The sequence below is a fragment of the Photobacterium damselae genome (assembly GCF_003026815.1).
In the GTDB taxonomy this organism is placed as follows: domain Bacteria; phylum Pseudomonadota; class Gammaproteobacteria; order Enterobacterales; family Vibrionaceae; genus Photobacterium; species Photobacterium damselae.
The window spans coordinates 348518-372303 of sequence record NZ_PYOG01000001.1; the positions used below are offsets into that span (position 1 = coordinate 348518).

Below are 23786 nucleotides of genomic sequence, written 5' to 3' on the forward strand. Positions count from 1 at the left end.
CGACTTATGAAAAAACACTGTATTAATTTAAATAAACAGTAACTTACTCTGACTTGATAGCAGAAAATAGTTAGAAAAAATAAAAAGTGTTATTTATCCGTTTGTTATTACCAAGACAGATAGAAAATTAAAAATTACATTGACGCAAACGTTTGCTTTAGTTAGATTACCCGCGTTTTTGACCTTTCCCAGAATTATGGATAATTTTATGTTGTTACTAAAACGCGGTTTAGCATTAATCGCTATTCTTTTTTCTTGTCAAATCTTTGCTCAATCACAGCCAATCTTGGTTCAAGGCGCAATGGATATTGAAACAACCACATTAATCAATGCGCTAGATAATAAGAAAGAAACAACTATGGGCTCTTGGACATTTTGGCAAGGAACCATTGCAGGCTATCCCGTCGTTGTTTCCCGTACCGAGGTAGGAATTGCCAATGCAGCAGCGGCAACAACACTCGCCATAGAGCAATTCAAACCAAAATTAATTATTAACCAGGGTACATCAGGCGGTCATGATCCAAAGCTATACCGCGGTGATATCGTATTGGGAAAAACCAGCTTCAATATGGGTGCTTATCAAGTAAGCTTTAAAGAAAAAGGTCAGGGAATCCATCCTGAAAACTGGCAAAACTTTGCCGTAACGATGCGCCTTCGTGAAAATGGTAAGCCTGTAGAGCACACCGAATTTGCAGCCGATAGCCATTTACTGACAGTCGCACAACAGCAAGCAAAAAGTTATAACAAAGGAAAAGTAGTAACAGGTATTATTGGTACAGCCGATGAATGGAACCGAGAAGTAGACAGAATTAACTGGTTCCATAACACTTACGGCACCTCGGTAGAAGAAATGGAAACCTCATCAGCTGCTCTAGTTGCGCAAGCTTATAATATACCGTTTATTGGTATCCGAATTTTGTCTAATACAGATCAACACAAGCAAGACTTTGATCCTCAGACAGCAGTAGATTGCCAAGAGTTTGTTTTAGGCTATATCAAGACTCTTATTAAGCAACAATAGATTATCTCCTCCCCCTAGGAGATCCTAAATCAATTGCTCCCCAAATGATGGTTTCAAAAAAAGCCAGATCCTAATATTAGGAACTGGCTTTATTCTCTAATGATCGACTGGTTTTGGTTTTTTCTTAAATAAGAAGATAAATGGAATCAATAATAAGTAAGAGGCCAAAATAAAACCAAAGGTATAAACAAAAGCCAGCAGTGTTGATTGCTGATGTAACAAAGCCTGAATATTGGCCATAAAACTTGGATCTGTAATACTGTGGCCTTGTGCTTGTGCGGCTTGTTGTAAGATTGGGTTTGATAGCGTTAAGTCGCCGCCTAATGCATGCCATTCTCGCTGCTCAGTACGACTAAAATACGTATTTACAATCGAGATACCAAACGAACCACCAATTGTACGACATAAGTTATACACCACAGCGCCACCCACTGTGTACTCTTTCGCTAATGTCGCATACGCAAGCTGGCTAAGTGGTGAAAATACTAAGCCCATGCCCGCACCTTGAATAATACTTGGCAATAAAATCCAATGCAGATCGATATTCATGGAGTATTGCGTCATTAAATACGTACCTAACGCATTCAATAATAATCCCACCACAATCAACATCCGAGCATCAAGACGGTCCATATATCGCGCCATCATCAGCAAAACAATCGCTGAGGTCAATCCGCGCGGAGCCATCACTAAGCCCGTAGTATCCACGGGATAATTTAGCAATTGCTCAAGCATCATTGGCTGCAACTGGGTAATACCAAACATCCCCATAGCAAACCCGGCCATAACCAAACATGACATCGCTAAGTTGCGGTCTTTTAGTAACCAAACCGGTGCAATATCACCTTTGGTCTTAAAAGAGCGAACAACAAAAAAGATCACCGCAATCGCACTGATGATCGCTGAGAATAAGATCAAGTTAGACTCGAACCAACCCTCTTCGTTACCGCGGTCTAATACCATCTGAAGCAAACCGATACCAATGGCCATCGCAATAACAATAGGCCAATCGACCCGACTCTTGCCTCGACCATCAATTTTAACGAAGAAGAACAACAGCGCTAAACAGAATAGACCCACGGGTAAGTTAACATAGAAGATCCAACGCCAGTCCATGTTCTCAGTGATGATACCGCCCAGTGTTGGCCCTAAAATTGGGCCTAACAATACTCCAACACTGAACAGAGCCATAGCTTTACCCCGTTGTGTAGGCGGGTAGATCTGAACCATAATCGATTGAGATAACGGGATCACCGATGCGCCAAATGCCCCCTGCATCACACGAAAAGTAACCATTTCCGCTAAAGAGTCAGCTTGGCCACACAATGCAGAAGTCACAATAAAGCCACTGATAGAGACCAGAAGTAATTTCCTTACCCCTATCTTAAGCGTTAAATAGCTCGCCAGTGGAATAAAGATCGCTTCCGCCATTGAGTAAGAGGTCAGCACCCAAGTAATTTGCTCAGAGGTTACCCCAAGCGATCCCATCATATGCGGCAAGGCAACGTTGGCGATGGTCATATCCAATAACACCATAATTGCCGATAGCATGACTGCAAAGGTCACCAATGAGCGACTTTTTTCAGACATTTGATCTGCTGCCGATGAGCCTGTTGGTATTTCCACCTCAGCCATGATTACTTACCTTGCTGTGCTACCTGAGCATCATCTGTTTTCGCTAAAGTATCAACCGTTACTGTGGCACTTGCACCAACACGTAAAGGATGCGCTTTATTTTCTTGCTCATTATTCAGTTCGATAAGAACAGGGAAACGTTGTGGTACTTTTACCCAGTTACCAGTTGCGTTCTCAGGAGGTAATAGAGAGAAAGAGGAACCACTTGCAGGTGAAATCGCCGCTATCGTACCGTGGAAATCAATATCGGGGTAAAGGTCCAGTTCAATGGTTGCAGGCATACCAATATGCATGCGACCTACTTGATCTTCTTTAAAGTTAGCTTGCACCCAATAAGTATTGGCTTCAACTAATGGCATAAGCGCTTGACCTGGAGCAACCACACTGCCAGGGTGAACACTGACTTTACCTAACTTACCGTCGTGGTCAGCAAAAATATTGGTATAAGACAGAGATAAACTCGCCTGGCTTAGTGCTGCTGCCGCTTTTTTCACTTCAGGGGCATCTTTACCTTTTGCGCCTTGTGATTTAATCAGCTGGGACATATTGGCACGAGCCGCTTCAACATTGTTTTCCGCTGTTGATAGCTTCGCTTTGGCATCATCCAATTCTTGTTGCGGATACAGTTTCTTATTCACCAAATCTTTAATTCGACGATAAGTACTTTGTGCATCATTTAGCTGAGCCATCGCGGTTTTCACATTCGCACTCGCCGCTAAAATTGCATCGTCAGTTGCGGCGTTATTTTGGGTTGCCAACTCATAAGCAGCTTTTGCTTCATCCAATTGGGCTTGATAAGGCGCTGGATCAATTTGAACTAACAAATCGCCTTTACTTACCGTTTGATAATCGGTCACATTGCTTGAAATGACTTTACCGCTCACCTGTGGTGCCACATAAACAATATTGGCATGAACATAAGCATCATCGGTACTTGGATATTCTTCTTGATGCTTCACATAAAAATAACCCGCAGTAGCCAATCCTGCAGCGATAAGTCCTGTCACAATCAAATTGCGAGCAAAGTGGGATTTTGTTTCATTCATTATAATGACCTAAACGGTTATGCTCTGTCGTAAATGCTCAATCAAAAAGATAGGGGGAAAACGTATGAAAGAGAAAAAACAAAGTCTGTAAATATTATGAAGAGAGATCTATTTCACATTTTTAGTAGTATCTTAGTTAAGGATATACCTATTGGCAATTTTGCTAAATCGCTATTTTTCGAATCCTATTTTTTAATTTATTGAAACACTTAACTATTTTTTGTTTAATCAAAATACTGATACAGACTGTTCTATATTTTTTACCAATAAAATTTTTCTGCTATTTTGTGCTAACTAGAACTATGTAGATGAGTTATTACTCTATATGTGACGTAAACAGCCAAAAATTTGCGAAATAATATTTGCGAACCCATCCTCACAACGCCATTTTACCACCTAAAAAAATAAACTGGTCTGTCCAGATGGACATTCATAAATGAATATACTTTAGCCACCGCAATAAAACACAGTGCATATCATTAACTTTAATACATAGCTCACACTTTATTGGAGGTCATTATGATCTTACAAAAACTTAAATCAGTCGTATTTGCCCGTAAAACTACAGAGCAGAAACAAGCTGAATTGAAATCTCGACTTGCTTTTGCCATGTCCCAAAGCAAACCGAAACAAGACGCTTAGCTTCTCACTCTGGGTTCGTAACAAGGACGTTCCCTATCCTCTGATTCTCTTCATCAACTCGCCTACTCTGACAATTCCATACATTTATCGACATTAATTATGTTGTCGAAATGACGTTTCAGCTTTAACTTACCGCCAATAAAACACAATTCAAATAGGTTATTATGAAGCGTATATTCTCTTGGTTAAGTGCAGCGGCATTTCTGTTTTCATCATCCTCTTTTGCTGCAATTAACTTTAATCAAAATATCATTGTCTCCGGTTCCAATAACGGCTCAGTTAGCCGCTCTGTATCGGTTTGTGTATTAAACCCATTTACTAAGATCTTTGCCGAGGCGGGTATTACCGAAGCGCAAGCTCGACGCAATGTCAGTTTGGCTTGTCAACGAGATCAAGGCAGTAACAGTATTTTTTGTGAAGAGAGCAAAGCTCGTTGTCATCAATCTCAACTATGGAGTGGTGACCTAACAAGCGGCAATAGTGGTGAATTGATCATTTACAATATGCGTAATCAAGCAGGCCGAACAGTAACCGTTACCGACAATATTGCTGATCTTAGTAATGTGCAATTTGATAACACATTAGAATCGTTTGAAATTCCAGTGGGCTGGACGGTTCGATTTTATGAAGATAAGAACTTTTCTGGTGACTATTACACCCGAACTGCGGGGAAATACAATGCAGATGGCTTTATGAATAAAATCAGTTCGATTCAAATTATGCAGCGTTAATACAATCTTTCTCAAAAACAACAGCGAGACTTTATGCCTCGCTGCCTGTTTTTTCGACCCAAGTCATTTAACGGATCACATCCAATGTTTATCTTTAATGACTTGGGCTAATTAGAAGAAGCTGGAAAGTAGGAGCAGTAGCCCGCCTCCGATGGTTAGCCATACCATACGATCAAGGTTCATACACACTTGATCAAAATTGGCGTCAAATTCTTTGTCTGCTACTGAAAATGTCATTGGCAATACCGAGCCAGATTTTTCGTCCATATAACTTTCCTTCTTTTTTATCCTTCCAACTAGTTATACCCTCAAGTTCAGTATTTATGCAAGGTACGATTGCGTATTATGCACTCAATTTCTTTAACATTGTCACAACTTTTACTCTCCGATGACAGAATAACAGTAGCCTCAGCCGCTTTTTATGAAGTACCCTCTCCAAGGCATTAACCAAACAAAGATGGACCGGTAATGAAAGCCTTAAACGATCTACAAGTATTTATTGAAGCCAGCCGTATGGGCAGCTTTTCTAAAGTCGCTAATAGCATGGGGATTACCCCAGCAGCGGTTAGTGCCGCAATAAAAAGACTTGAAGAGCAGGTTGGCTTTCCTCTTTTTATTCGCTCAACACGTCATTTACGTCTAACCAACGAAGGGGAGATTTTCTGTGATAAAGCATCGATGGCTGTCAATATTTTACAAGATGGTTTAGATCAGATTGCCAATGACAGAAATGCCTTTTCAGGAAAGTTACATATCACGGCCCCATCGGATTTTGGTCGCAATCTATTGCTCACTTGGATCGCAGAATTTCAAGAAATCTACCCCGATATCACTATTAAACTAGAGCTATCGGATAAAGTGGCTGATATTTATAGCCAACCCGTTGATATAGCGATTCGTTATGGCCAACCCGCTGACTCAAATTTGGTGGCGATTTCCCTTTGTCAGTTAAACGAAGGGATCACTTGCGCCACACCAGAATACATCGCTGCGAATCCAACCATTACAGAACCTATGGATCTATTAGCGCATAACTGTTTGTGCTTTATGGTTGCCGATACGCTATATAACAAGTGGCAATTTAGCTGTGACAATCGTAGTGAGATTGTGCATGTATCGGGAAATATGACAGGTAATGATAGCGATATGATTCACCGCTTAGCCTTAAAAGGAAAAGGGATCATACATACATCGTTGATGGATTTGAGTGAAGATATTATCGCTGGACGCTTAGTGCCTATATTCCCTCAATGGCGTGGGTTTTCAGCACCACTTTATATGGTTTGCGCCGACCGCAGATTATTAAATCCAACCATCCGCAAGTTTCAAGAATTCATTAAAGAAAAATGCTGCCAGCAACGAAAAAGAGTACTGACAGCATTAGGCAATGAACAAGTTACTGATTAATTTACAATACCCAAGCAATCAGAAAAACTTGGGTATTAAGCCTATCTACATCCTATAAATAAGCGATAAGGGTGATTAGCACTCAGTGAAAACGCGCGTTTCTTCCCAACGAGATTTTGGTAGTTTCGCGTTAAAATCTTCTTCGCTATGGAAACCAAGAGGAACAACAACTAAGCTCTTGAAGCCTTTCTCTTTTAAGCCAAATTCAGCATCAAGTACGTCGGCATCAAAACCTTCAATTGGCACAGCATCAATATCCATCGCAGCAGCACCAAGTAATAGAGTACCAACGTTTAGATAAACCTGTTTTTCCATCCAAGCTTGTACATCATGAAGCTGTTCTAGGTGCATATTTACAAAGAAAGAGCGACCTGTGTGCATACCTTGCTTTGCTTCTTCATTAGCAAAACGGCCCGCTTTATCTTCCGACTCTAATAGCTCTAGTAGGTATTGCTCATCTATGTCTGTTTTGGCACAAAAAACCAATACATGTGATGCATCTAATGCTTTGCGCTCGTTAAATACGTACGGGCCTTGCATTGATTTTGCAATTTTAGCTTTACCTTCATCGGTACTCGCTAAAATGAAGTGCCAAGGTTGAGAGTTAACACTTGATGCGCTTACTCGTACCAACTCTTTAAGGTCAGCAACTTGTTTGTCTGTTAGTTTGCGTGATGCATCGAATGCTTTAGTTGAATAACGAGCTTCTGCAGCTGAAACAATACTCATGGCTGTCTCCAATATTTATTATTTATATCTATACCTAAGTGACTTCAAGCTCCTAAGCGACTTCAAGATGCGTGGTTACTTGGAAGAAACGCCCTCAAACTTATATTGTAATAAAAACACTTGGGTATATGTTCATGCGATGGGGCTCACAATACATGGCTCATTGTTTAAATAAAAGCGGCATTCATTTAAATCTTTTTCAATTTTTTTTTGAAAATCGCTCACTATTGTCCTCTCTTTTCTGTTTCCATTCGTCATTAGCACAATGTCAGCTACCCTATAAACAGATACCTCAGTCGCTTCAACAAATTAAGCCTCTTGGGTATATATGCCTTTTTAGTTAAGATGGATGAGATAAAAATTTAAAATAAAATCAAAATCTTATAGATATTCTTATAAAGTGAATAAAATGAAGAATCTCAATAAAACCATAATAAAAAATATTCGACTGTTTAATATGTTACGCATTCTTATTTCGTGCGTTATTGCATACACCATCGCAATGTTTTTTCATATCCCTTACATCGCATGGGCTCCTATCACCATCATTGTGGTAATGGCTGCAAACTATTCAGGGGCAATTTCACATAAAGCGAGCCAACGAATTTCGGGCACATTTCTAGGCGCTCTGTTAGGTTTATCGCTCTATTTACTACCAGAAACTGACAAAATCCTGCACTACACGCTATTACTTTCTATGCTCGCGGTTACGCTCTTTTTTACCTTAGGAAAGTACTCTTATGGCGCTATTTTAGCCTCTGTGACTTTAGTGCTTGTCGCAGGTAATGGTCCTGGCGATCTCACTATTGCACTGTGGCGTACTGTCAATGTGTTATGGGGTGGATTACTTGCCATCTTAGCCAGTAAATTCTTATTTCCAGCCAGAGCCAGTTATCATTTTAAAATACTTAGTGGTGACTACCTTGAGCACTTTCATCTTGTTTATAGCCAACACAACCAACTGGCCCACCAGCAAGAAGAACACGAACCAATCAATCTTGCACCTCTAAATGCCACCTTAAAGCAACTCTCAGGCCTAGAAGGTAGCATTAAACATGAAACACCCAATCAAGGTAATTGCACCAAAAAACTGATCCAATGTTATGAACGCATGTTTAGTTTGCTGGAAAACATTACGCAGACCCCCTGGAGTCACCAATATGGTCATCGTAAGATCCAAGAATTAGACGGTTTATTTGAAGCTAAAGAGCAACTTTCAAGCTGTATTGAGACCTTAGCAGAACACATTAGTAGCGAAGCTGTACTGCCTTATGTTTTACAGCAAAAGGATTTAGAGATATTGGCACTCTTTCCAACCATTGCAGGCAGTAAAGAACCGAGAACCGATATCAGTTTCTATAGCTATTTATGGCTTAACCGAGAATTGGCTCGTAAATTAGTAATGGTGACAGAATATATTGAGGCCGAATCGAAATTGAGTAAATAAAACGGTAACTTATGTTTTAAATAAAAGCTCATTACGAACAATTCTATATTCCATATAATAAACTGGTTATTACTGCCGCATTGTCATATACCCCAGTGATTATTGCAGAACCTCACATACTGAAATTATTTGGGTATATTTATTACGATTTAGGCGAATCTTGCTCTTTCCTTACTAGGATCTTCTGATGAAAATTAGTCACACCACCCAAAAACACGCTATTTGGCTCATCTCAAGTCTGATTGTGGTCAATGTTGTGGTTTGGATTACAGCAATTTTCGCCTTTTATCAGCGTCCTGGCATGTTGGGAATGTCTTTGCTTGCATGGTCGCTTGGATTACGCCATGCGGTTGATGCCGACCATATTGCCGCCATTGACACCACAACCCGTAAAATGATGGAGCAAGGAAAAGAGCCGATTGCCATTGGTACCTTTTTCTCTCTAGGCCATTCCACTATTGTTATGTTAGCCGCAACCGCGATTGCTGTTACCGTGGGTACTTTTAAAGATAAAATCCCCTATATCAGTAATATTGGCGGCACCATAGGCACCAGTGTCTCGATTCTGTTTTTATTAATAATGGCTTATATCAACCTTACCATTTTTATTTCGGTTTATAAGAAATTTAATCTTTATAAAAAGAACCAACAGATTGATAAAACAGAATTAGATATTCAACTATCAGGACCCTTAAATAAACTGTTTCATTTTTCGTTTAAATTTATTAATAAAAGCTGGCACATGTATTTTGTCGGTTTTCTTTTTGGTTTAGGTTTTGATACCGCAACAGAAATTACCTTACTTGCCCTATCTGCAACTAATGCTTCGCAAGGTATGGATATCTGGCTCATTATGATTTTCCCAATACTCTTTACCGCTGGAATGTCGTTGATTGATACCTTAGATAATTTGGTAATGGTTGGCGCTTACGGCTGGGCATTTTCAAAACCCTCACGAAAACTCTATTACAATATGACGATTACGGGTGTTTCGGTGATTGTAGCCTTAATGATTGGTGGTCTAGAAGCACTTAGCGCCCTTGCCTCTTCACTACAACTGCAAGGCCCTATCTGGGATAGCATCAACAATATGACGGATCATTTTGGTATGGTAGGTATTGCGGTTGTCATTACTTTTATCGCTTGCTGGTTGATATCCATCGCCAACTATAAAATTAAAGGTTACGACAAACTGGATGCACCGCTGGCTGAGTAGTTCTTAAACAACACAACAGATTAACGGCGCTGACACGATGTACATCCTCGACAAGCAGAACGAGTATAGGGATCGAGTCGGCCTCGTTGAATCTTACAATAGGCATTTTTTAGAGCGCGTCTTGCTGAAAACCAGTCATCGGGCTTTTGAATAAGCAGGTAACCATTGAAGCGTTTCATCAGTGGAATTCGATATTCATCAATAAAGCGACTATCAAATTCAATCTCAAAATATTCCAGAGCTTGTTCGATAGAAGTAAAACTCGCAATTTTTTGCTGAATATCTGTTTGGCTCATCACAATCACAGTCAATACCGAGTAAAAACGGGTTTCACCTTAACGTAAAAAAGGGATAATTCAAACTCTCTATCTCCCTTTTTTACTGTGATAATGATACTGTACTGAACAGTATGATGATTAATCGATTTAGGTAGAACGATATGCGTGCATCAACCGTAGAAAAAAAGAAAAGAATAATAGAGGTCGCAACAGAGCTCTTTATTGAACATGGATATAAAGATACCTCTCTTGATCAAATCGTTGCTGTATGTGGTGGCTCTAAACAAACTTTATACCGCTATTTTGGCAATAAAGAAGGGTTATTAACCGAAGTAATGGCTTATCACACTAGTGTAAGTCTTGAAGAAGCATTCAAATTATCCGACAGCCAACATTTAAACGTTGCTGAGGCATTAGAAGGATTTGGCTTAAAATATATTAAAGGATTATGCGCAGACCCACTGCTTAGTCTATTTCGAATTGTGGCTGCCGATTTTCACAAAAACCAATCGGTCACCGAAAGCTTTTGGCAGCGTGGTCCACAAAGAATTCATGGTTATCTGATTGAATACTTACAATCTGATGCAGTACAACAACAATTATCGATCACCAATCCACAACTTGCCTGTGCTCAGCTGCTGGCACTGATAAAATTAGATTATCAAACCACAGCCATGTTGGGGCACGAACTGCCTGATGATAACGAATTAAAAATCACTATTACTCAAGCAGTCGCCGCGTTTATATCTTTGTATAAAAAAGTTTAATGTTCTGCTGCTTCTTTTTGCTTGGCCGCCATTTTCTTACCCACAATTAAGATTGGGGCCAAGATACAAATAGCAATCACGAACATAATTAATGAATTGTTTAATGTTAGGGTCATGACCTGTTGCTGAACCACTCCACTCATGTAATTTGCCCCCATTGCTTGAGACGGTAAATGACCATTTATTAAGAAGGTATTATTTAATGTTGCCTGATAATGCGTTACCGTATTACTAAACGCGGTTACATTACTATTTACCTGATTGATCGCTTGCGCACTTTCGATGTGAATAAAATGGCTGAAAAAAGCGCCACCTATCAATCCGCCCACCGTTCTAAATAGATAAAAACAACTGACCCCTTCTAATTGTTCTTCGCGGGTAAAATACATTAACACTGCAATAGAAACTGAGACATTCAATAAGCCAATCCCAAAACCACGTAATAATAGCGGAATAGTCAATTGTTCAGGACAAACATAACTCGGCATAAAACTTAACTTGATACTGGAGATTAAAATAAGTAAAACGCCAATCGGTACAATTTTATCACTTAAAGCGGGTTTATGATTGCTGACCCAGACGCTTACGGCCATTCCTAATAACATAGTAATAACGGCAGGCAGTTTTGTTTCGCCTGTTACTAATGCATTATAATGTAAGGCCTTTTCTAAGAAACTATCACATAATACATTGCTCGACATCACCGCAAATCCAGCTAAAAATGCGTTATACATGTAAACATTGGTATTGAGTTTACTCAGTACTTGCTGCGTTATCGTCTTTTGTTTTCGCTGCATGATGAATAAAATAATCGCTAGCGCTAATACTCCCGATAAAATAACCAAGTCTAAATATATTGGGTTATCGAGCCAATTATAATAACTGCCTCTCATCAGCAAATAAGTGACTAGGCTAAAAAAACTAAGGCTCAGCAAATAGATAAAGTGATTAGACTTAGGCTCGGCAACAAAAATACGATTGCTCGGTGGGTAAACCACAAGCCAAATTAGCGCAATAGCATAACTCCAGATCTGAAACACAATAAACATCTGCCATGAGAAATGTTCAAGTATTTCCGCCATCAGCCAAGAGTACATCCCCATCGGCAATAAGGTAGTAAAAACCAAAGCGCCTGCAATAAAAATTGGCAATTGTTTTCGAGGACAAGTATCGAGAATCAATAAATTAACCGAAATTAAAATAACACTGAGAACAAAACCATTAATGGCCCATAACATCGAACTCATAATGATGGTATGTGAAACATAAAGTCCAATATTGACCAATAATGCGCAACACACCGCGGCGGTTAATGAAACTGTTACACCTTTCATTCGAACTAAGCGTGGAGTTAAAACTAATCCCGCTATTTGAGCTGCCATAAATATAATTTTTATGACGCTCAACTCATCAGCCGACGCTCCAATAGAGACTGCCATTTCGCTGGCTGCATCAGAAAACATCTCAGAATTTAAGCCAAACGGAACAAACGTAAAAACAATGCAGATGATCAAGCCAACATAACGAAACATAAGCTTGGCTCCTACGACTGAGTTACTACAGTCACTTCAGCTGATAAGCCTGGGTAGACTTTGTGCTCTAATGCTTTAGGGATCGTAATATCAATGCGAACGGGAACTCGCTGTACCACTTTCACAAAATTTCCCGTCGCATTTTGTGCCGGTAACAAGCTAAATTGAGCGCCTGTCGCGGGAGTAATAGAGTCTACTTTTCCTGTTAATACCGTATCGGGATATCCATCTAATACCACATCAACGATTTGACCCACCGAGATCTCTTTAAGCTGAGTTTCTTTAAAATTCGCCTCAACCCAAACTTTTCTTGGCACCATCACAATAACCCCCATCCCCGGTTGCACGTATTTACCCACCTGTACCTGACGACTGGCAATATAACCATCAAACGGCGCTTTAATTACAGTGCGTTGTAATGAGATAGCATTCAGTTTTAGTTTGGCTTGAACTTGTTGTACCTGCGCAATTAACTGTTGTTTTTCAGTATGTAACGTTTCTAATAATTTCTGTTCAGAGGTCAGTAATAATTGAGCTGATTTTAATTTTGCGTTCGCATCAATGGTTGTAGAACGCTGCGCTTCATAATGGTTCTCGCTTATCATTTTAGGCTTTAGCAAGCGAGCAAAACGTTTCAGCTCTGCATTTTGATGGTTTGCATTGGCATCGGCACTGGCAATATTTTGTTTTGCTTGCTCAATTTTCACCTTCTGCATATCAATACGTGTTTGATTATTTTTTAGTGCCGCTTGAGCTACCTCGACAGCTGCCTGAGATATCTGATAATTAGCTTCATAGTCGGCATTATCAATTGAAAACAATGGTGTGCCTTGCTTTACCCATTGGTTATCTTTCACATGAATGGCCATTACCTGACCGCCAACTTCAGGCGAAATAGCGGTAACATCGGCATGCACATACGCGTTATCGGTCGATTCTTCGTTCTGAGACTCTATATAACGATAACCTGCAACCGTTGCTAAAATAATACCAATAAAAACAATGACTTTCTTTTTCATAGTTTAAAACACCTATATCAATACGCCACAAATCGTACTGTACGGTACAGTTTGAGTAAAGAGTTTTTTCATGTAAGAGGATTAGCTATAGGCATGAAAGTTGTGGGTTTAGAGCAAAATAAAGATGATAAGAAATTGATCTTCTGAGTGTTTATACTGTTGCGATAAAGAAGAAAGATATTGATGAAATGAGTAAATACAATATCTCCGCTACTGCATTTTATTTACTGCTGCTTAACTTGCTTCCGACTTATAAAACCAATAGTCTTGTCTGGTTACTTCTAACTCATTGAATCGTTATGACTCATTCGCATTGCTTTGTCTTACAACATGACACCCCTATTTCTTTCTACCCTGAGAAAAATCAGTTGATGATTGATGGTGAGGCGATTCATTTAGAGCCATTGCAAGCGCGACTGCTCAGTTATTTTATCGAGAACCGAGGAAAGGTACTGAGTGCCCAACAAATCGCAACCAACGTCTGGCAAAGAACGCAAGTTTCCGACAACTTAGTAAGACAAGTTATCAGCTTATTGCGCAGCCAACTTCAAGATAAATCGCGTCCATATCGCATCATTCAAACCATTCCCAAACAAGGGTACCTGTTTGATATTGAAGTAACTAAAGAGCACTCATCTGTCATTGAAGAGGCCGTATTTCCTACAACTTTTGCAGCAAAGTCCAAAAACAAGAGTTTGATTGTCGCTATGACGGCAGTCCTGACGGTTGGACTAATTGGCGCTTGGGCAATACAAAATGTTGACACTTCTGATGATACAACAGTGATAGCGACGCATCAGAGTGACATGATTCCAGTTTATATTCATGATATTACGCTCGACTCCACCAGTGACTTTGAAATGGCGGAAAGCGTGTATAACTATCTCTTCTATGGACTAAATTCAGCTAAAAGCCTATCTGGTTATCACTATTCTCAATTGTCTAATCAAAGTAAACAGTCAATTGCTAACCACGGAATTGAGCTCAAAAGTTGGATTAAGAAAACAGATGGTAATTATGTACTTAGTGTTTTAGTACAAAATAATCATCAACCAAGCCAGAACCAAAAAATAGAACAGACATTTAACCAAGATACTTTCTTCGATGCTATTGGCGATGTAATTTTAGAAATCAAAGCCATCATTGCACCTATGAGTTCCAATTATGAAGTGACAAGCCATCGTGTAACTTCCATTAGTAACTATGATGATTGGAAAGTAATCTCTGAAGGGATTTCTCTTTTCTATCAAGGTAAAGGTGGTCCCGCTTTTTCAGATATTGCTCAGCAGCTAAATACGATTCAACAACAAGGGCGAGACAACTATTTGGTCAGCGCTTTATTGTCTTACTCTGAATCTTTAACTTACTTACATGAACATAAACAAGCAGATCGAAAACAAGCACTTCACTTAGCTAAGCAGGCGTTCGAACTGAACCCACGTTGTGATATTGCCAACCTCACTTTGGGGCTTGCTTTATTGATCAATCAGCATCCGAATCAAGCTTTCCCATATTTATTTTACGCAGCAGAAAGCACACCAAGCCCAATCAGTTTTTACTTACTCAGCGTAGCTGACAAACTGGCAGATAACCCAAAAGGCTCGCAATATAATTACCAACGTTATACTGAGATGAAAAAAGAATCTAAGGGACAACTATTTGATCTTATTGAATCTTCACAAAAAACAAACCTATTCCAAACACCCAAATAGTCTCAAACAAACTGAAATAAAGGATTGCTGTTCCCGCCTATTGTTAAGTCGGTATTTCTAATGCTGACACGCTAACGGGATGTTTGATTTTTGTTTAGAGTCTGACTCCCTTGTCTTGCATCAAACGTTAGAAAAGTGCCTTCCACATACTTGTAAACCAAATTATTCATTTTTTGGGATACACACATGTTGAAGAAGTTTGCTTTTCAGATCATTCCAATCCAGATTTTTTTATTCGTTTTTTGGTTCAAAAATGGCTTTATCGATAAAGTAATGGGCGTATTGCTTGGCATGATTACGCCAGAGACCGCATATACAGGCGATACTTGGGCTGGTTGGAAGGGCTATATAGTTGGAACTTGGGATAAAAGCCAAGTCGGTCATGCTTTGTTAAGCCCAACATTCGATTTTATGTTTCCGATTCTCATTATCTTACAATGCTTACCATTTTTATTAGTAATTCGCTCGGTGCTGGCAGGTGAGTTTATGGTTGGAAAAGAGCGACCATGGCTACTCTATGCCGCTTTTTCATCTCTGTTTGTAACCAGTTGTATGGCTTTTACCCAAACTATTACGGGCGCAAGTGATGGGCAGTATCTATGGCAATTTATTGGCTTTAGCATGGTTGCCATCATGTACCTACGTAACGAGCACGGTAAATAACATTACGTCAAAAGCCCCAAACAAATGGGGCTTTTCATCTAACAATTTATTGTTTAGGTGTTACTGGTAATTCAACCGATTTAAGTTATGGCTAAAAACTAGAACTGATAACGACTGGTTAGCATAAAGGTTGCTGCATTGGCTTGGCTATCGGCGTAGTAATCAACTCCCGCACCAATATGTAACTGCTGCCAAATACGGTAATCCACACCGACACTTGCAATAACACCAAACTCATTGTTTTTCTTATTTTCGCCACCAGCACGATTTACGTTATGCTCGATATCATCATTGGTGATCAGTTCGTATTCGTCACTTGAACCAGAACGGTAATCATATTGTGTATAAGTTAGACCAAGGCCAGTCTTTAGTTCTACTCGATCGGTCAACGTATAAAAATAAACAGGTTTTAAAGTGATTTGGCTGACTTTTAAATCCGCATCCCATTCGCGCTCGTGACGAAAACCATCAACATTACCCATAAATTGACTTGATGAACCATCTAGCTCATCAAAATGGCGGTAACCTAGTTCAAGACCAAATTCGTCCCAACGGTAGCCAACATAACCATTTAGAACCATGCCTGAATCATTTGGTGAAACTGTCTTATTATCGGCGCTAAAGTGAGTTTGGTAGTCATGACTGAAAGTTGATAGACCTAAATCCAGTCCAACATAAGGTGCAGCCATTGCAGATGATGATGTGCATAGCAGAGCGGCTAGAAGGTGCTTTTTCATGGAAATCCTTATTCTTTTTATATCTGTTTAGTGATTTATGGCGAAGAATAAAGGATGAGATGTGAAGTGTTCGTGAAAGTGAGATGTAAAATTAGTGATTTTCCAACAAAACTCCAACATAGAACTGTTCTTGTTTTATATGAGTCACCACTCACATTATATTGAATCGTACTTTAATAAAATACCTTTTTATATCAATAGCTAGGAATAATAATGGAAGATACAAAAGTACAAAAAAGTGAAGTTAATGATTCAAAATCGACAACAAAAAAGAGCACACTTGACCAAACAAATACAGCTCTGACTATAGTAATAAAAATAATTATTATCGGTGTATTACTTGCTTCTTTCTTTGCTGGCAAGTCTGTTTATCAGCAATACGCACATTACGGACCGAGTTGCACAGAAAATGCATCAAGTTTCCAATACTGGATCGATCAAGCAGGAAAAGAAAAAGGTAAAATTGTTTCGATACATCAATCACGATTGCAGACCGAGAATGGAACTACGCAATGCTTTGGTCAGTTCCAAACTGAGGGTGGTCAATATAAAAATTGGAACGGCGCGATAAGTGAATTAACGAACAAAGAAGTAATCGGCTGGACTAGAGTATCAAATTAATTACACATAATAAATAAGGATATGTGCCGCGCAGTCGGCACTTACCCGAAGTATCGGATAAGCCTAAAACACCTTAGTCAGTATTAGAAGTAACATATAGGTTAATGCTGAAAATAAATCGAACATTCCCCTACTTATTAACCTACCAATCTAAAGTAGTCTAACAAACTTTTATCCAATATTGAGCAAAATCATATTGGCCCCAAAGCTTCTTAGAACAAATAATCATTCATATCTTATTAACGTAATTTGGGATTAGTTTTGTTGTCTGTATATATGAACAGTTATAATGAAACATGGAGATTTTATCGTTTTAGTTCCGTTTTTAATAAGGAATATCTATTGTTAAAAAAAGAGGTTAAGATATATCCAATTGATAATTAAGCAATTACACATTCCAGTTTGTATTTAATAAGACTGATTAAATACATTTTTTACTTTTCACATCCTCTTTCAAATCCTTAGGTGTAATAAATTGCTATTAGATTCATAATATGTAACGATGATCGGTATTTAATAAGTATATTTTTTCATAAAAGTAAGAATGCTTATTAATATACTGTTATATCGTCTACAAAATTTAAATTAGAGTATAAAAAGTGAATAAATCAACTGATAGTAAATTGTTTTTTCATGTGGGTGTTGCGATCTACTTTATCGCACTTGTTCTAGGGAGAGTAGGATTTACTTCAATTTCTTTAATCTTATTTGTTGCAAGCTATTTGGCACTCTTTTTGTGGTCTGTTAGTTATAAAACAGATCAACTATCCAAGGGTTTTGGGTTGATTTTAATAGGGTCTGGTTTTGTTGGGGTATTGGGTTTTGCAATTGGCCTCTCAAATATTGGTGAAGATATAAAACCACTATTGTTTATTCCTGATAATTTAAGACTTTCTTATAGTGTTTTTATGGCAATTGTCGCTGCATCTTTTACTGGGGCTGGAGGTAGTGTATTAGCGAACGTTGCAACAAATAGTTCTACGGATAGTCCAGTAGGAATTAAAAACGAAGAGAACTCTGATGTAAAAGCAATAAAAGAGAAAGTTGACAGCATGATGAAAGCATTAATACTACTCTTTGTTATTGTGGTTTTAGGTTTCTTTGGTGTTATTGCTACGGTCTATTTTAAATAACGATATAACAAATAAGGATATGTGTCGCGCAACGACACCTATCCGAAGTGTTAGACAAGCCCAAGGTACCTTATATAAGTAAATATTGATAGTTAGTTGGATAACAATGCTGAAGTATCTCCATGACTTTTCCTAATAACTATTATTAAAAATGTGGATAATACTCTAAATGATTTTTGTCCAAAAGTGAGTTAGCAACTAAGCTAGCTCACTTGTATATAGAATTTACTGTTCTAAATTCAGGCATTTTCTATTTTAGATATCCCTCAATAACAGTTTATTAGTTGAGTTGTTTCACCGCCCTACACTTAGGAAATGTTGAACACCCCCAAAACTGTTTACCTATATTTTCACCACGCTTAGTTTCACGCAACACCATTTCAGAGCCGCAACGGGGACACTGATTTGAGCTAACTTTAGATGCGACAATTTCTTTGACATAATTACGATGCTTTAAATCCGTAATAACTCCGCGCTTTAACTTTATCTGGTTTATAGAGTCAGTTAACCGAGCATAATCCTTATCAGAGAACACAACCTTGTTAAATTGCTGAATGTATCGAATACTTCCTCGAGCATAGGTAACGTTTGGCGGCATTTCGGTTTTAAAGGTACTGTCGCCGATAAAAACAATAACTGAATGTAAGTAATCGACATTGCAACCTAGCAAGGTTTCCAGCGCTTTGATGGCTTGTAATTCTGATGTAGCGGATTTTGAAATTTAGAGGAATGACGATAAATCTTTTGTGTCCACAGCTTCTGGCGAGCTGAACCAAATATCCAACCTTTCATATTCTTAGTTTCAACGACAAAGATGCCATATTTAGAAACCACAATATGATCAACTTGAGTTGTACCATCGCTAGTTGGTAAGGTTACGTCTTTTATTAGTGTGTAATCAGACTCTGGTAATTTAGACAAAAGACGGTTTACGAGATATTCACCGAATATACCTTTTAGCCACCTACTTTTGAAAACACTAACAATGAGCAATAAAGGTAACAGATACCAAACTTGCTCAAGAACATTAATAAAAACTTCAAAAATATTCACAGATTTTCCCTATTCAGCTAATGCCCGACTAAAGGGTGAGCAACGCAATACCGATGCCCCGTATACCAAAACGTCACGCGGAATGATTCCCTATTGAACGCCTTATTATGTGAATTTTTTCACTGCAATCAATACACACACCCATAAAACTCAATGACTTGATTGCCTAGAGCGTGACCAACATTGTAAATCTTAACCATGCCTCCACGATAAACAAACTCGTTCCAATGTTTCTGCTGTATATCGTAGTAATGAATAGGACAAATTAACTCTGAATACCCTGAACTTCGATATACATCAGGCTCATAAGCAAAGAGAAAAAAATGAGTTACACCCAAAAATTGTTCTGTTAGGGCTAAAAATCATTGGGATAACGTACGAATGGAACGTTTCTTTAGAAGTTTCAAAACAGGATGGGGTTCATCTAGGCGGGTTATAACAACTTTTTTTACCCTAGAACGGGCGGAGGCCCCACCAGCCACATCCCGGCACACACGTCATTTGCTGTGGCTGCTTCCTTCCGGACCTGACCAGGTTCACAAACTAGTGTTGCGGGAGGACCAATGGAGCCTCCATAGATTATTTGTGTCTCTTGCGAGAACGAGATGGATTATGTACTAAGGTAGAGGACATTGCAAGCACTCCCCTACCTTAAAAGTTTAAGTGTTTATAATTCAATCAAATAGAGTTTATCTGATGTGGGTTTATACTTCTTCCTCTTCATTTTCTTCAAGTAAGAACTCACCCAGCAAGCCGCCACCTAAGATAAGCAACCACGAAACCAAAATTGGACTTGGCACTTCAAACTGTGGTGCTAAAACCAAGGTCGCAAAGCCAATCGCAGGTAACACCCACGCCATCTTCGGAATCCACTCACCCACTTTGTGCTTTTCCATCTCTTGCATTGCAGCAATAAGACCCGTTACACACAGCGCCACTAAAGCTGCAGGAGCCATTCCTCCCATTAATAGAGGAACCACCAATACCAGCGCCCACCAGGTGTTCCCCGTGACAGGTCGCCAGCTTCTTGCCGCATACCAGATCATCAAAACACCCATTAACTGCATGCAAGTTGCCCCCATCGAACCCGATAACTTACTTTCGGTTTGCAACGCCATTAAGCCAAACAGCATCGCAATCACAACCGCAATTAACATAGCACCAAGCTGCCACGGACTTTTTGATGAGAAAGAGACCGCGAGAATGGGGAGAATCATAAATAAGCTGATTGACAGCGCCAACGGCTGATCGGGTAACGCATAGCCAAACAGCGCCAAGCCACTAAGAAGTAACCAAGCTGCTGTTTTACCCTGCGGCAAAATCCACAATGCAGGAATAGCAAGCGCAAGAGCAGGGATCTCTCCTTGTCCATGTCCAAGCGCAGTCACCCCAACGATGGTTAAGGCGACACTGGCAATCATAAGTAACGCGGCATACAACATGTTGCACCTCCTTGCGTTATTCTGACAGAAAGAAAACAATACTCAGTAACTGTTACACGTTAATATTGATCACATTAACGATTTTGCATTTTTTACTCAGTATTTATAAATATGGATGATTTTTCTGCGCAAATCTATAGTCAAGTATATCACATTCCCAAAGGTAAGATTTCAACCTATGGTGATATTGCACGTTTTGCTGGCTATCCAGGTTATGCCAGACAGGTAGGAAAACTGCTAGCAAATTTACCTGAAGGCTCAACAATACCGTGGCATAGAGTGATTAATTCACAAGGACAAATATCGCTTAAAGGCGAGAACCTAGAGCGTCAAAAACGTCACTTAGAACAGGAAGGTATTGAGGTGTCAGTAACGGGGCGAATTCGACTCAAAAATTATCGATGGAATGGTGAGTAGATCAAAAAAGGCATCAAACCTAAGTTCAATGCCCTATATACCCAAGTGACTTCAAGATGCAGGATTCAGAGCGTTGTCACTGATTCAAGTTCAAGACAAACAATGCAGTGTAATAGCTCGCTATTTCCAAATTGTTTGACGATGAAATTGTGTCTGTGACACGCTCCCAAAGGGCGAGTTAATTTGCTTCACATACTACGTTAACGATTTTTAATTTAGAGCCACTAGATCTTCAAATCGTTGCCTTGCCTGTAAACCAAATTATTCTCGCTGAACCTCGCATCTTGAGGTTACTTGGGTATAGAATTTTATCTAACGGCTACAAATTTTATTGAGCGTTGATAACCAAAATATCTTGAGTTGCTGTTTTCGCCGCATTGGTAAGCACTGGGTAAGCGGTATCACTTACAAACAATAGCTTGCCATTTTGGCCTTCAATACGAGCACTCACGATATAACGATGGTTAGGCTCAATTTGATCCGATTGATAACTTAACTGGTACGCAAACGGAGGTTGTTTGCCATCGGTTAAAAAGGTCTGACGGCTCAGCACTTCGGCAGGAGCATCAGCCAATGATACATCTTCTAATGTTACCGTTACTTTTGCGTCATCAGGTAAAGCGATGCGCTCACGGTAAGTAACATTGCCTTGGATGTGTCCCATATTAGTATCTGTTGGAATTAATTTTGTACACGCGGTTACTACTAGCGCAGCGGCTAGAGTTGACACCATCATAAAGGCTTTTTTCATTCTTATTCCCTGTAAAAATCCTAAACACAACTTAAAGGTGTAACGATGAAGCTAGAACACGAACAGAATAGTTGTTGCTTTTGTGTTTAAGTCCTCGTAAAACACCACTATGATAACACGAAATTGGAGCTCATATGAGCCAAGAACTGAATGAACTTCTCAATCTGTTACATTTAGAGCGCTTAGAACAAGGCTTGTTCCGTGGCCAAAGCGAAAATTTAGGCCTACCTCAAGTTTATGGCGGACAAGTTATTGGTCAATCCCTCTCAGCGGCGAAAAAAACCGTTGAAGCGGATCGCCACGTGCATTCTTTCCATAGCTATTTTTTACTTCCTGGCGATCCTGAAAAACCCATTATTTATGACGTAGAAAAACTGCGTGACGGCAAAAGCTTTAGCACCCGTCGAGTAAAAGCGATTCAAAACGGTCGTCCTATTTTCTACCTTACTGCTTCTTATCAAGCAGAAGAGTCAGGGTTTGAGCATCAGGCACCTATGCCAATTGATGATGTACCAAGTCCAGAAGAACTACCATCTGAGCGTCAGCTTGTTCAATCTATTGCCCAATACTTACCCCCTAAGTTGGTTGAGATCTTTGGTCGAGAGCGCCCTATTGAAGTGCGCCCTGCTGTGGTCGTTAATCCTCTTAATCCCAAGAAAGAACCAGCTAAACAGTATTTATGGATCAAAGCCAACGGTGAAATGCCAGATGATCAGCGCATTCATCAGTATGTATTAGCTTATGCTTCTGACTGGGGCTTTTTAGTAACAGCTCTGCAGCCTCATGGGGTGACGCTATTTACGCCTAAGATGCAAGTGGCAACAATCGATCACTCAATGTGGTTCCACCGCCCATTTCGTATGGATGAGTGGCTACTGTATGTGATAGATAGCCCATCGGCTTCAGGTGGTCGCGGCTTGGTTCGTGGCGAGATCTATAACCAACAAGGTGAGTTGGTTGCCTCTGCAGTTCAGGAAGGATTGATGAGGATGAAGGATTAACCCTATCTTCTGTCATCCCCTACAGTGAGTGAAACGAACGAGATAGGGGATCTCATTTAGCGTGCTGTTGACTAACTAAATGATACAGTACGCCTAATGAGATTCCGGATATTTCGTTCCTCAATTCCGGAATGACAATGTGATTTAAACTGGCAACGCCGTCGTATACTTCAACTGCTCCATAGCAAAGGTTGAAGTCACATTAGTTAACCCTTCGACACTGTTAACCAGTTTCTTATAAAACTTATCAAATGCGAACATATCAGCGACTTGTACTTTCATCATATAGTCGTACTCACCCGCCATACGATAAAACTCCATCACTTCAGCAAAATCAGAAACTGTTTCAACAAAATTATGATACCAATCTTTAGAGTGATTAATGGTTTTGATTTGCACAAACGCAGTAAACGATAAACCCAATTTGATCGGATCAAGTAGAGCGACTCGCTGTTGTAAAATTCCAGTTTCTTCTAGGCGCTTTAATCGCTTCCAGCAAGGCGTTGTGGTGAGATTCACCGCCTCAGCTAATTCAGCCAACGCCAAAGTCGCGTCTTTTTGCAGTAAGCGCAGCAGAGTTCTGTCAACACTGTCTAAATCGCTCATATCCGTCCTTATTTCTGCTAATACTTATAAAATTATTGGTTTTCTCTCTTGTCGTGCTCAGATAATGCACTGACTAAGTATTCATTACGTTGAGAGAAAATTTTTATCTATTTTACCGATTTAAGGAGAAAGAAAGCAAAGATTTTCCCCGTTAGTTTCGTCATAGTATAACAAAAGCAC

24 protein-coding genes, 1 other RNA gene and 1 pseudogene are annotated in these 23786 nt (G+C 39.5%); 13 read left to right on the plus strand and 13 right to left on the minus strand.

Annotated elements, in window-relative coordinates; all coding sequences use genetic code 11:
- The first annotated feature begins 208 nt into the window (after positions 1–208).
- Positions 209–1021, plus strand: a complete 813-nt coding sequence (locus CTN07_RS01545) for a 5'-methylthioadenosine/S-adenosylhomocysteine nucleosidase (RefSeq protein ID WP_005300288.1) — start codon at positions 209–211, stop codon at positions 1019–1021.
- Positions 1022–1117: 96 nt separating this feature from the next.
- On the opposite strand, the gene CTN07_RS01550 is transcribed toward CTN07_RS01545, so the two are convergent.
- Positions 1118–2656 (minus strand): DHA2 family efflux MFS transporter permease subunit, encoded by a 1539-nt coding sequence (locus tag CTN07_RS01550; protein WP_005300290.1) that lies wholly within the window; start codon positions 2654–2656, stop codon positions 1118–1120.
- A 2-nt stretch (positions 2657–2658) separates the two neighbouring features.
- Positions 2659–3702: an HlyD family secretion protein gene (locus CTN07_RS01555; protein WP_005300292.1), complete on the minus strand. Its 1044-nt coding sequence runs from the start codon at positions 3700–3702 to the stop codon at positions 2659–2661.
- Between the two features lie 519 nt (positions 3703–4221).
- On the opposite strand from CTN07_RS01555, the gene CTN07_RS23205 reads away from it, so the two are divergent.
- A complete protein-coding gene (locus CTN07_RS23205) occupies positions 4222–4344 on the plus strand; it encodes a hypothetical protein (protein ID WP_255199328.1) in 123 nt (40 codons plus the stop codon).
- 164 nt (positions 4345–4508) lie between these two features.
- Positions 4509–5075 carry a beta/gamma crystallin-related protein gene (locus tag CTN07_RS01560; protein WP_005300294.1) on the plus strand — a complete coding sequence of 189 codons (567 nt, stop codon included), beginning with the start codon at positions 4509–4511 and terminating at the stop codon, positions 5073–5075.
- A 111-nt stretch (positions 5076–5186) separates the two neighbouring features.
- On the opposite strand, the gene CTN07_RS22725 is transcribed toward CTN07_RS01560, so the two are convergent.
- Positions 5187–5342 carry a hypothetical protein gene (locus tag CTN07_RS22725; RefSeq protein WP_153274597.1) on the minus strand — a complete coding sequence of 52 codons (156 nt, stop codon included), beginning with the start codon at positions 5340–5342 and terminating at the stop codon, positions 5187–5189.
- Positions 5343–5543: 201 nt separating this feature from the next.
- Here CTN07_RS22725 and CTN07_RS01565 point away from each other — a divergent pair, with 201 nt between their 5' ends.
- Positions 5544–6482 (plus strand): LysR family transcriptional regulator, encoded by a 939-nt coding sequence (locus CTN07_RS01565; protein ID WP_005300296.1) that lies wholly within the window; start codon positions 5544–5546, stop codon positions 6480–6482.
- A gap of 75 nt (positions 6483–6557) precedes the next feature.
- Here CTN07_RS01565 and nfsB read toward each other — a convergent pair whose 3' ends face one another.
- Entirely contained in the window at positions 6558–7211 is a 654-nt protein-coding gene (gene nfsB / locus CTN07_RS01570) for an oxygen-insensitive NAD(P)H nitroreductase (protein ID WP_005300298.1), read from the minus strand.
- A 409-nt stretch (positions 7212–7620) separates the two neighbouring features.
- On the opposite strand from nfsB, the gene CTN07_RS01575 reads away from it, so the two are divergent.
- Both CTN07_RS01575 and CTN07_RS01580 read left to right on the plus strand, forming a co-directional pair.
- Entirely contained in the window at positions 7621–8658 is a 1038-nt protein-coding gene (locus CTN07_RS01575; RefSeq protein ID WP_005300300.1) for an FUSC family protein, read from the plus strand.
- A gap of 187 nt (positions 8659–8845) precedes the next feature.
- Entirely contained in the window at positions 8846–9874 is a 1029-nt protein-coding gene (locus CTN07_RS01580) for a HoxN/HupN/NixA family nickel/cobalt transporter (RefSeq protein WP_005300301.1), read from the plus strand.
- A 20-nt stretch (positions 9875–9894) separates the two neighbouring features.
- Here CTN07_RS01580 and CTN07_RS01585 read toward each other — a convergent pair whose 3' ends face one another.
- Positions 9895–10170 carry a nitrogenase-stabilizing/protective protein NifW gene (locus CTN07_RS01585; protein ID WP_036765109.1) on the minus strand — a complete coding sequence of 92 codons (276 nt, stop codon included), beginning with the start codon at positions 10168–10170 and terminating at the stop codon, positions 9895–9897.
- A gap of 143 nt (positions 10171–10313) precedes the next feature.
- Between CTN07_RS01585 and CTN07_RS01590 the strand changes: the two genes are divergently transcribed.
- On the plus strand, positions 10314–10919 hold the full coding sequence (locus CTN07_RS01590; protein ID WP_005300303.1) for a TetR/AcrR family transcriptional regulator: 606 nt from the start codon (positions 10314–10316) through the stop codon (positions 10917–10919).
- On the opposite strand, the gene CTN07_RS01595 is transcribed toward CTN07_RS01590, so the two are convergent.
- Entirely contained in the window at positions 10916–12451 is a 1536-nt protein-coding gene (locus CTN07_RS01595) for an MFS transporter (RefSeq protein WP_005300304.1), read from the minus strand. The genes CTN07_RS01590 and CTN07_RS01595 overlap by 4 nt on opposite strands.
- 11 nt (positions 12452–12462) lie before the next feature.
- Positions 12463–13470 carry an HlyD family secretion protein gene (locus CTN07_RS01600; RefSeq protein WP_005300306.1) on the minus strand — a complete coding sequence of 336 codons (1008 nt, stop codon included), beginning with the start codon at positions 13468–13470 and terminating at the stop codon, positions 12463–12465.
- A 299-nt stretch (positions 13471–13769) separates the two neighbouring features.
- Here CTN07_RS01600 and CTN07_RS01605 point away from each other — a divergent pair, with 299 nt between their 5' ends.
- Together CTN07_RS01605 and CTN07_RS01610 are read left to right on the plus strand one after the other, a co-directional pair.
- The gene (locus tag CTN07_RS01605) at positions 13770–15182 is read left to right on the plus strand and encodes a winged helix-turn-helix domain-containing protein (protein ID WP_005300308.1); all 1413 of its coding nucleotides are present in this window, start codon (positions 13770–13772) and stop codon (positions 15180–15182) included.
- A 186-nt stretch (positions 15183–15368) separates the two neighbouring features.
- Positions 15369–15845, plus strand: coding sequence for a hypothetical protein (locus CTN07_RS01610; RefSeq protein ID WP_036764203.1), 477 nt, complete (start codon positions 15369–15371; stop codon positions 15843–15845).
- A 98-nt stretch (positions 15846–15943) separates the two neighbouring features.
- Here the strand turns inward: CTN07_RS01610 and CTN07_RS01615 are convergent, their stop codons facing one another.
- Positions 15944–16582: an AcfA family outer membrane beta-barrel protein gene (locus CTN07_RS01615; protein ID WP_005300310.1), complete on the minus strand. Its 639-nt coding sequence runs from the start codon at positions 16580–16582 to the stop codon at positions 15944–15946.
- A gap of 213 nt (positions 16583–16795) precedes the next feature.
- On the opposite strand from CTN07_RS01615, the gene CTN07_RS01620 reads away from it, so the two are divergent.
- Together CTN07_RS01620 and CTN07_RS01625 are read left to right on the plus strand one after the other, a co-directional pair.
- Positions 16796–17203, plus strand: coding sequence for a hypothetical protein (locus CTN07_RS01620; RefSeq protein ID WP_036764205.1), 408 nt, complete (start codon positions 16796–16798; stop codon positions 17201–17203).
- Positions 17204–17802: 599 nt separating this feature from the next.
- Positions 17803–18336, plus strand: coding sequence for a hypothetical protein (locus tag CTN07_RS01625; protein WP_036764207.1), 534 nt, complete (start codon positions 17803–17805; stop codon positions 18334–18336).
- 280 nt (positions 18337–18616) lie between these two features.
- On the opposite strand, the pseudogene CTN07_RS01630 reads toward CTN07_RS01625, so the two are convergent.
- From CTN07_RS01630 to CTN07_RS01645, 3 genes and pseudogenes are all read right to left on the minus strand, one after another.
- Positions 18617–19389: pseudogene (locus tag CTN07_RS01630) on the minus strand (NERD domain-containing protein).
- A 469-nt stretch (positions 19390–19858) separates the two neighbouring features.
- Positions 19859–19955, minus strand: an RNA gene (gene ffs, locus CTN07_RS01640) — signal recognition particle sRNA small type.
- 138 nt (positions 19956–20093) lie between these two features.
- Positions 20094–20831: a VP0952 family biofilm-associated protein gene (locus tag CTN07_RS01645; RefSeq protein ID WP_005300312.1), complete on the minus strand. Its 738-nt coding sequence runs from the start codon at positions 20829–20831 to the stop codon at positions 20094–20096.
- Positions 20832–20942: 111 nt separating this feature from the next.
- On the opposite strand from CTN07_RS01645, the gene CTN07_RS01650 reads away from it, so the two are divergent.
- Positions 20943–21248 (plus strand): MGMT family protein, encoded by a 306-nt coding sequence (locus CTN07_RS01650; RefSeq protein WP_036764209.1) that lies wholly within the window; start codon positions 20943–20945, stop codon positions 21246–21248.
- 328 nt (positions 21249–21576) lie between these two features.
- Here CTN07_RS01650 and CTN07_RS01655 read toward each other — a convergent pair whose 3' ends face one another.
- Positions 21577–21999 (minus strand): YbaY family lipoprotein, encoded by a 423-nt coding sequence (locus CTN07_RS01655; RefSeq protein WP_005300316.1) that lies wholly within the window; start codon positions 21997–21999, stop codon positions 21577–21579.
- A gap of 134 nt (positions 22000–22133) precedes the next feature.
- On the opposite strand from CTN07_RS01655, the gene tesB reads away from it, so the two are divergent.
- Positions 22134–23000, plus strand: coding sequence for an acyl-CoA thioesterase II (gene tesB / locus CTN07_RS01660; protein ID WP_005300318.1), 867 nt, complete (start codon positions 22134–22136; stop codon positions 22998–23000).
- Between the two features lie 144 nt (positions 23001–23144).
- Here the strand turns inward: tesB and CTN07_RS01665 are convergent, their stop codons facing one another.
- Positions 23145–23606, minus strand: a complete 462-nt coding sequence (locus CTN07_RS01665) for an Lrp/AsnC family transcriptional regulator (RefSeq protein ID WP_036764211.1) — start codon at positions 23604–23606, stop codon at positions 23145–23147.
- Positions 23607–23786 lie beyond the last annotated feature (180 nt).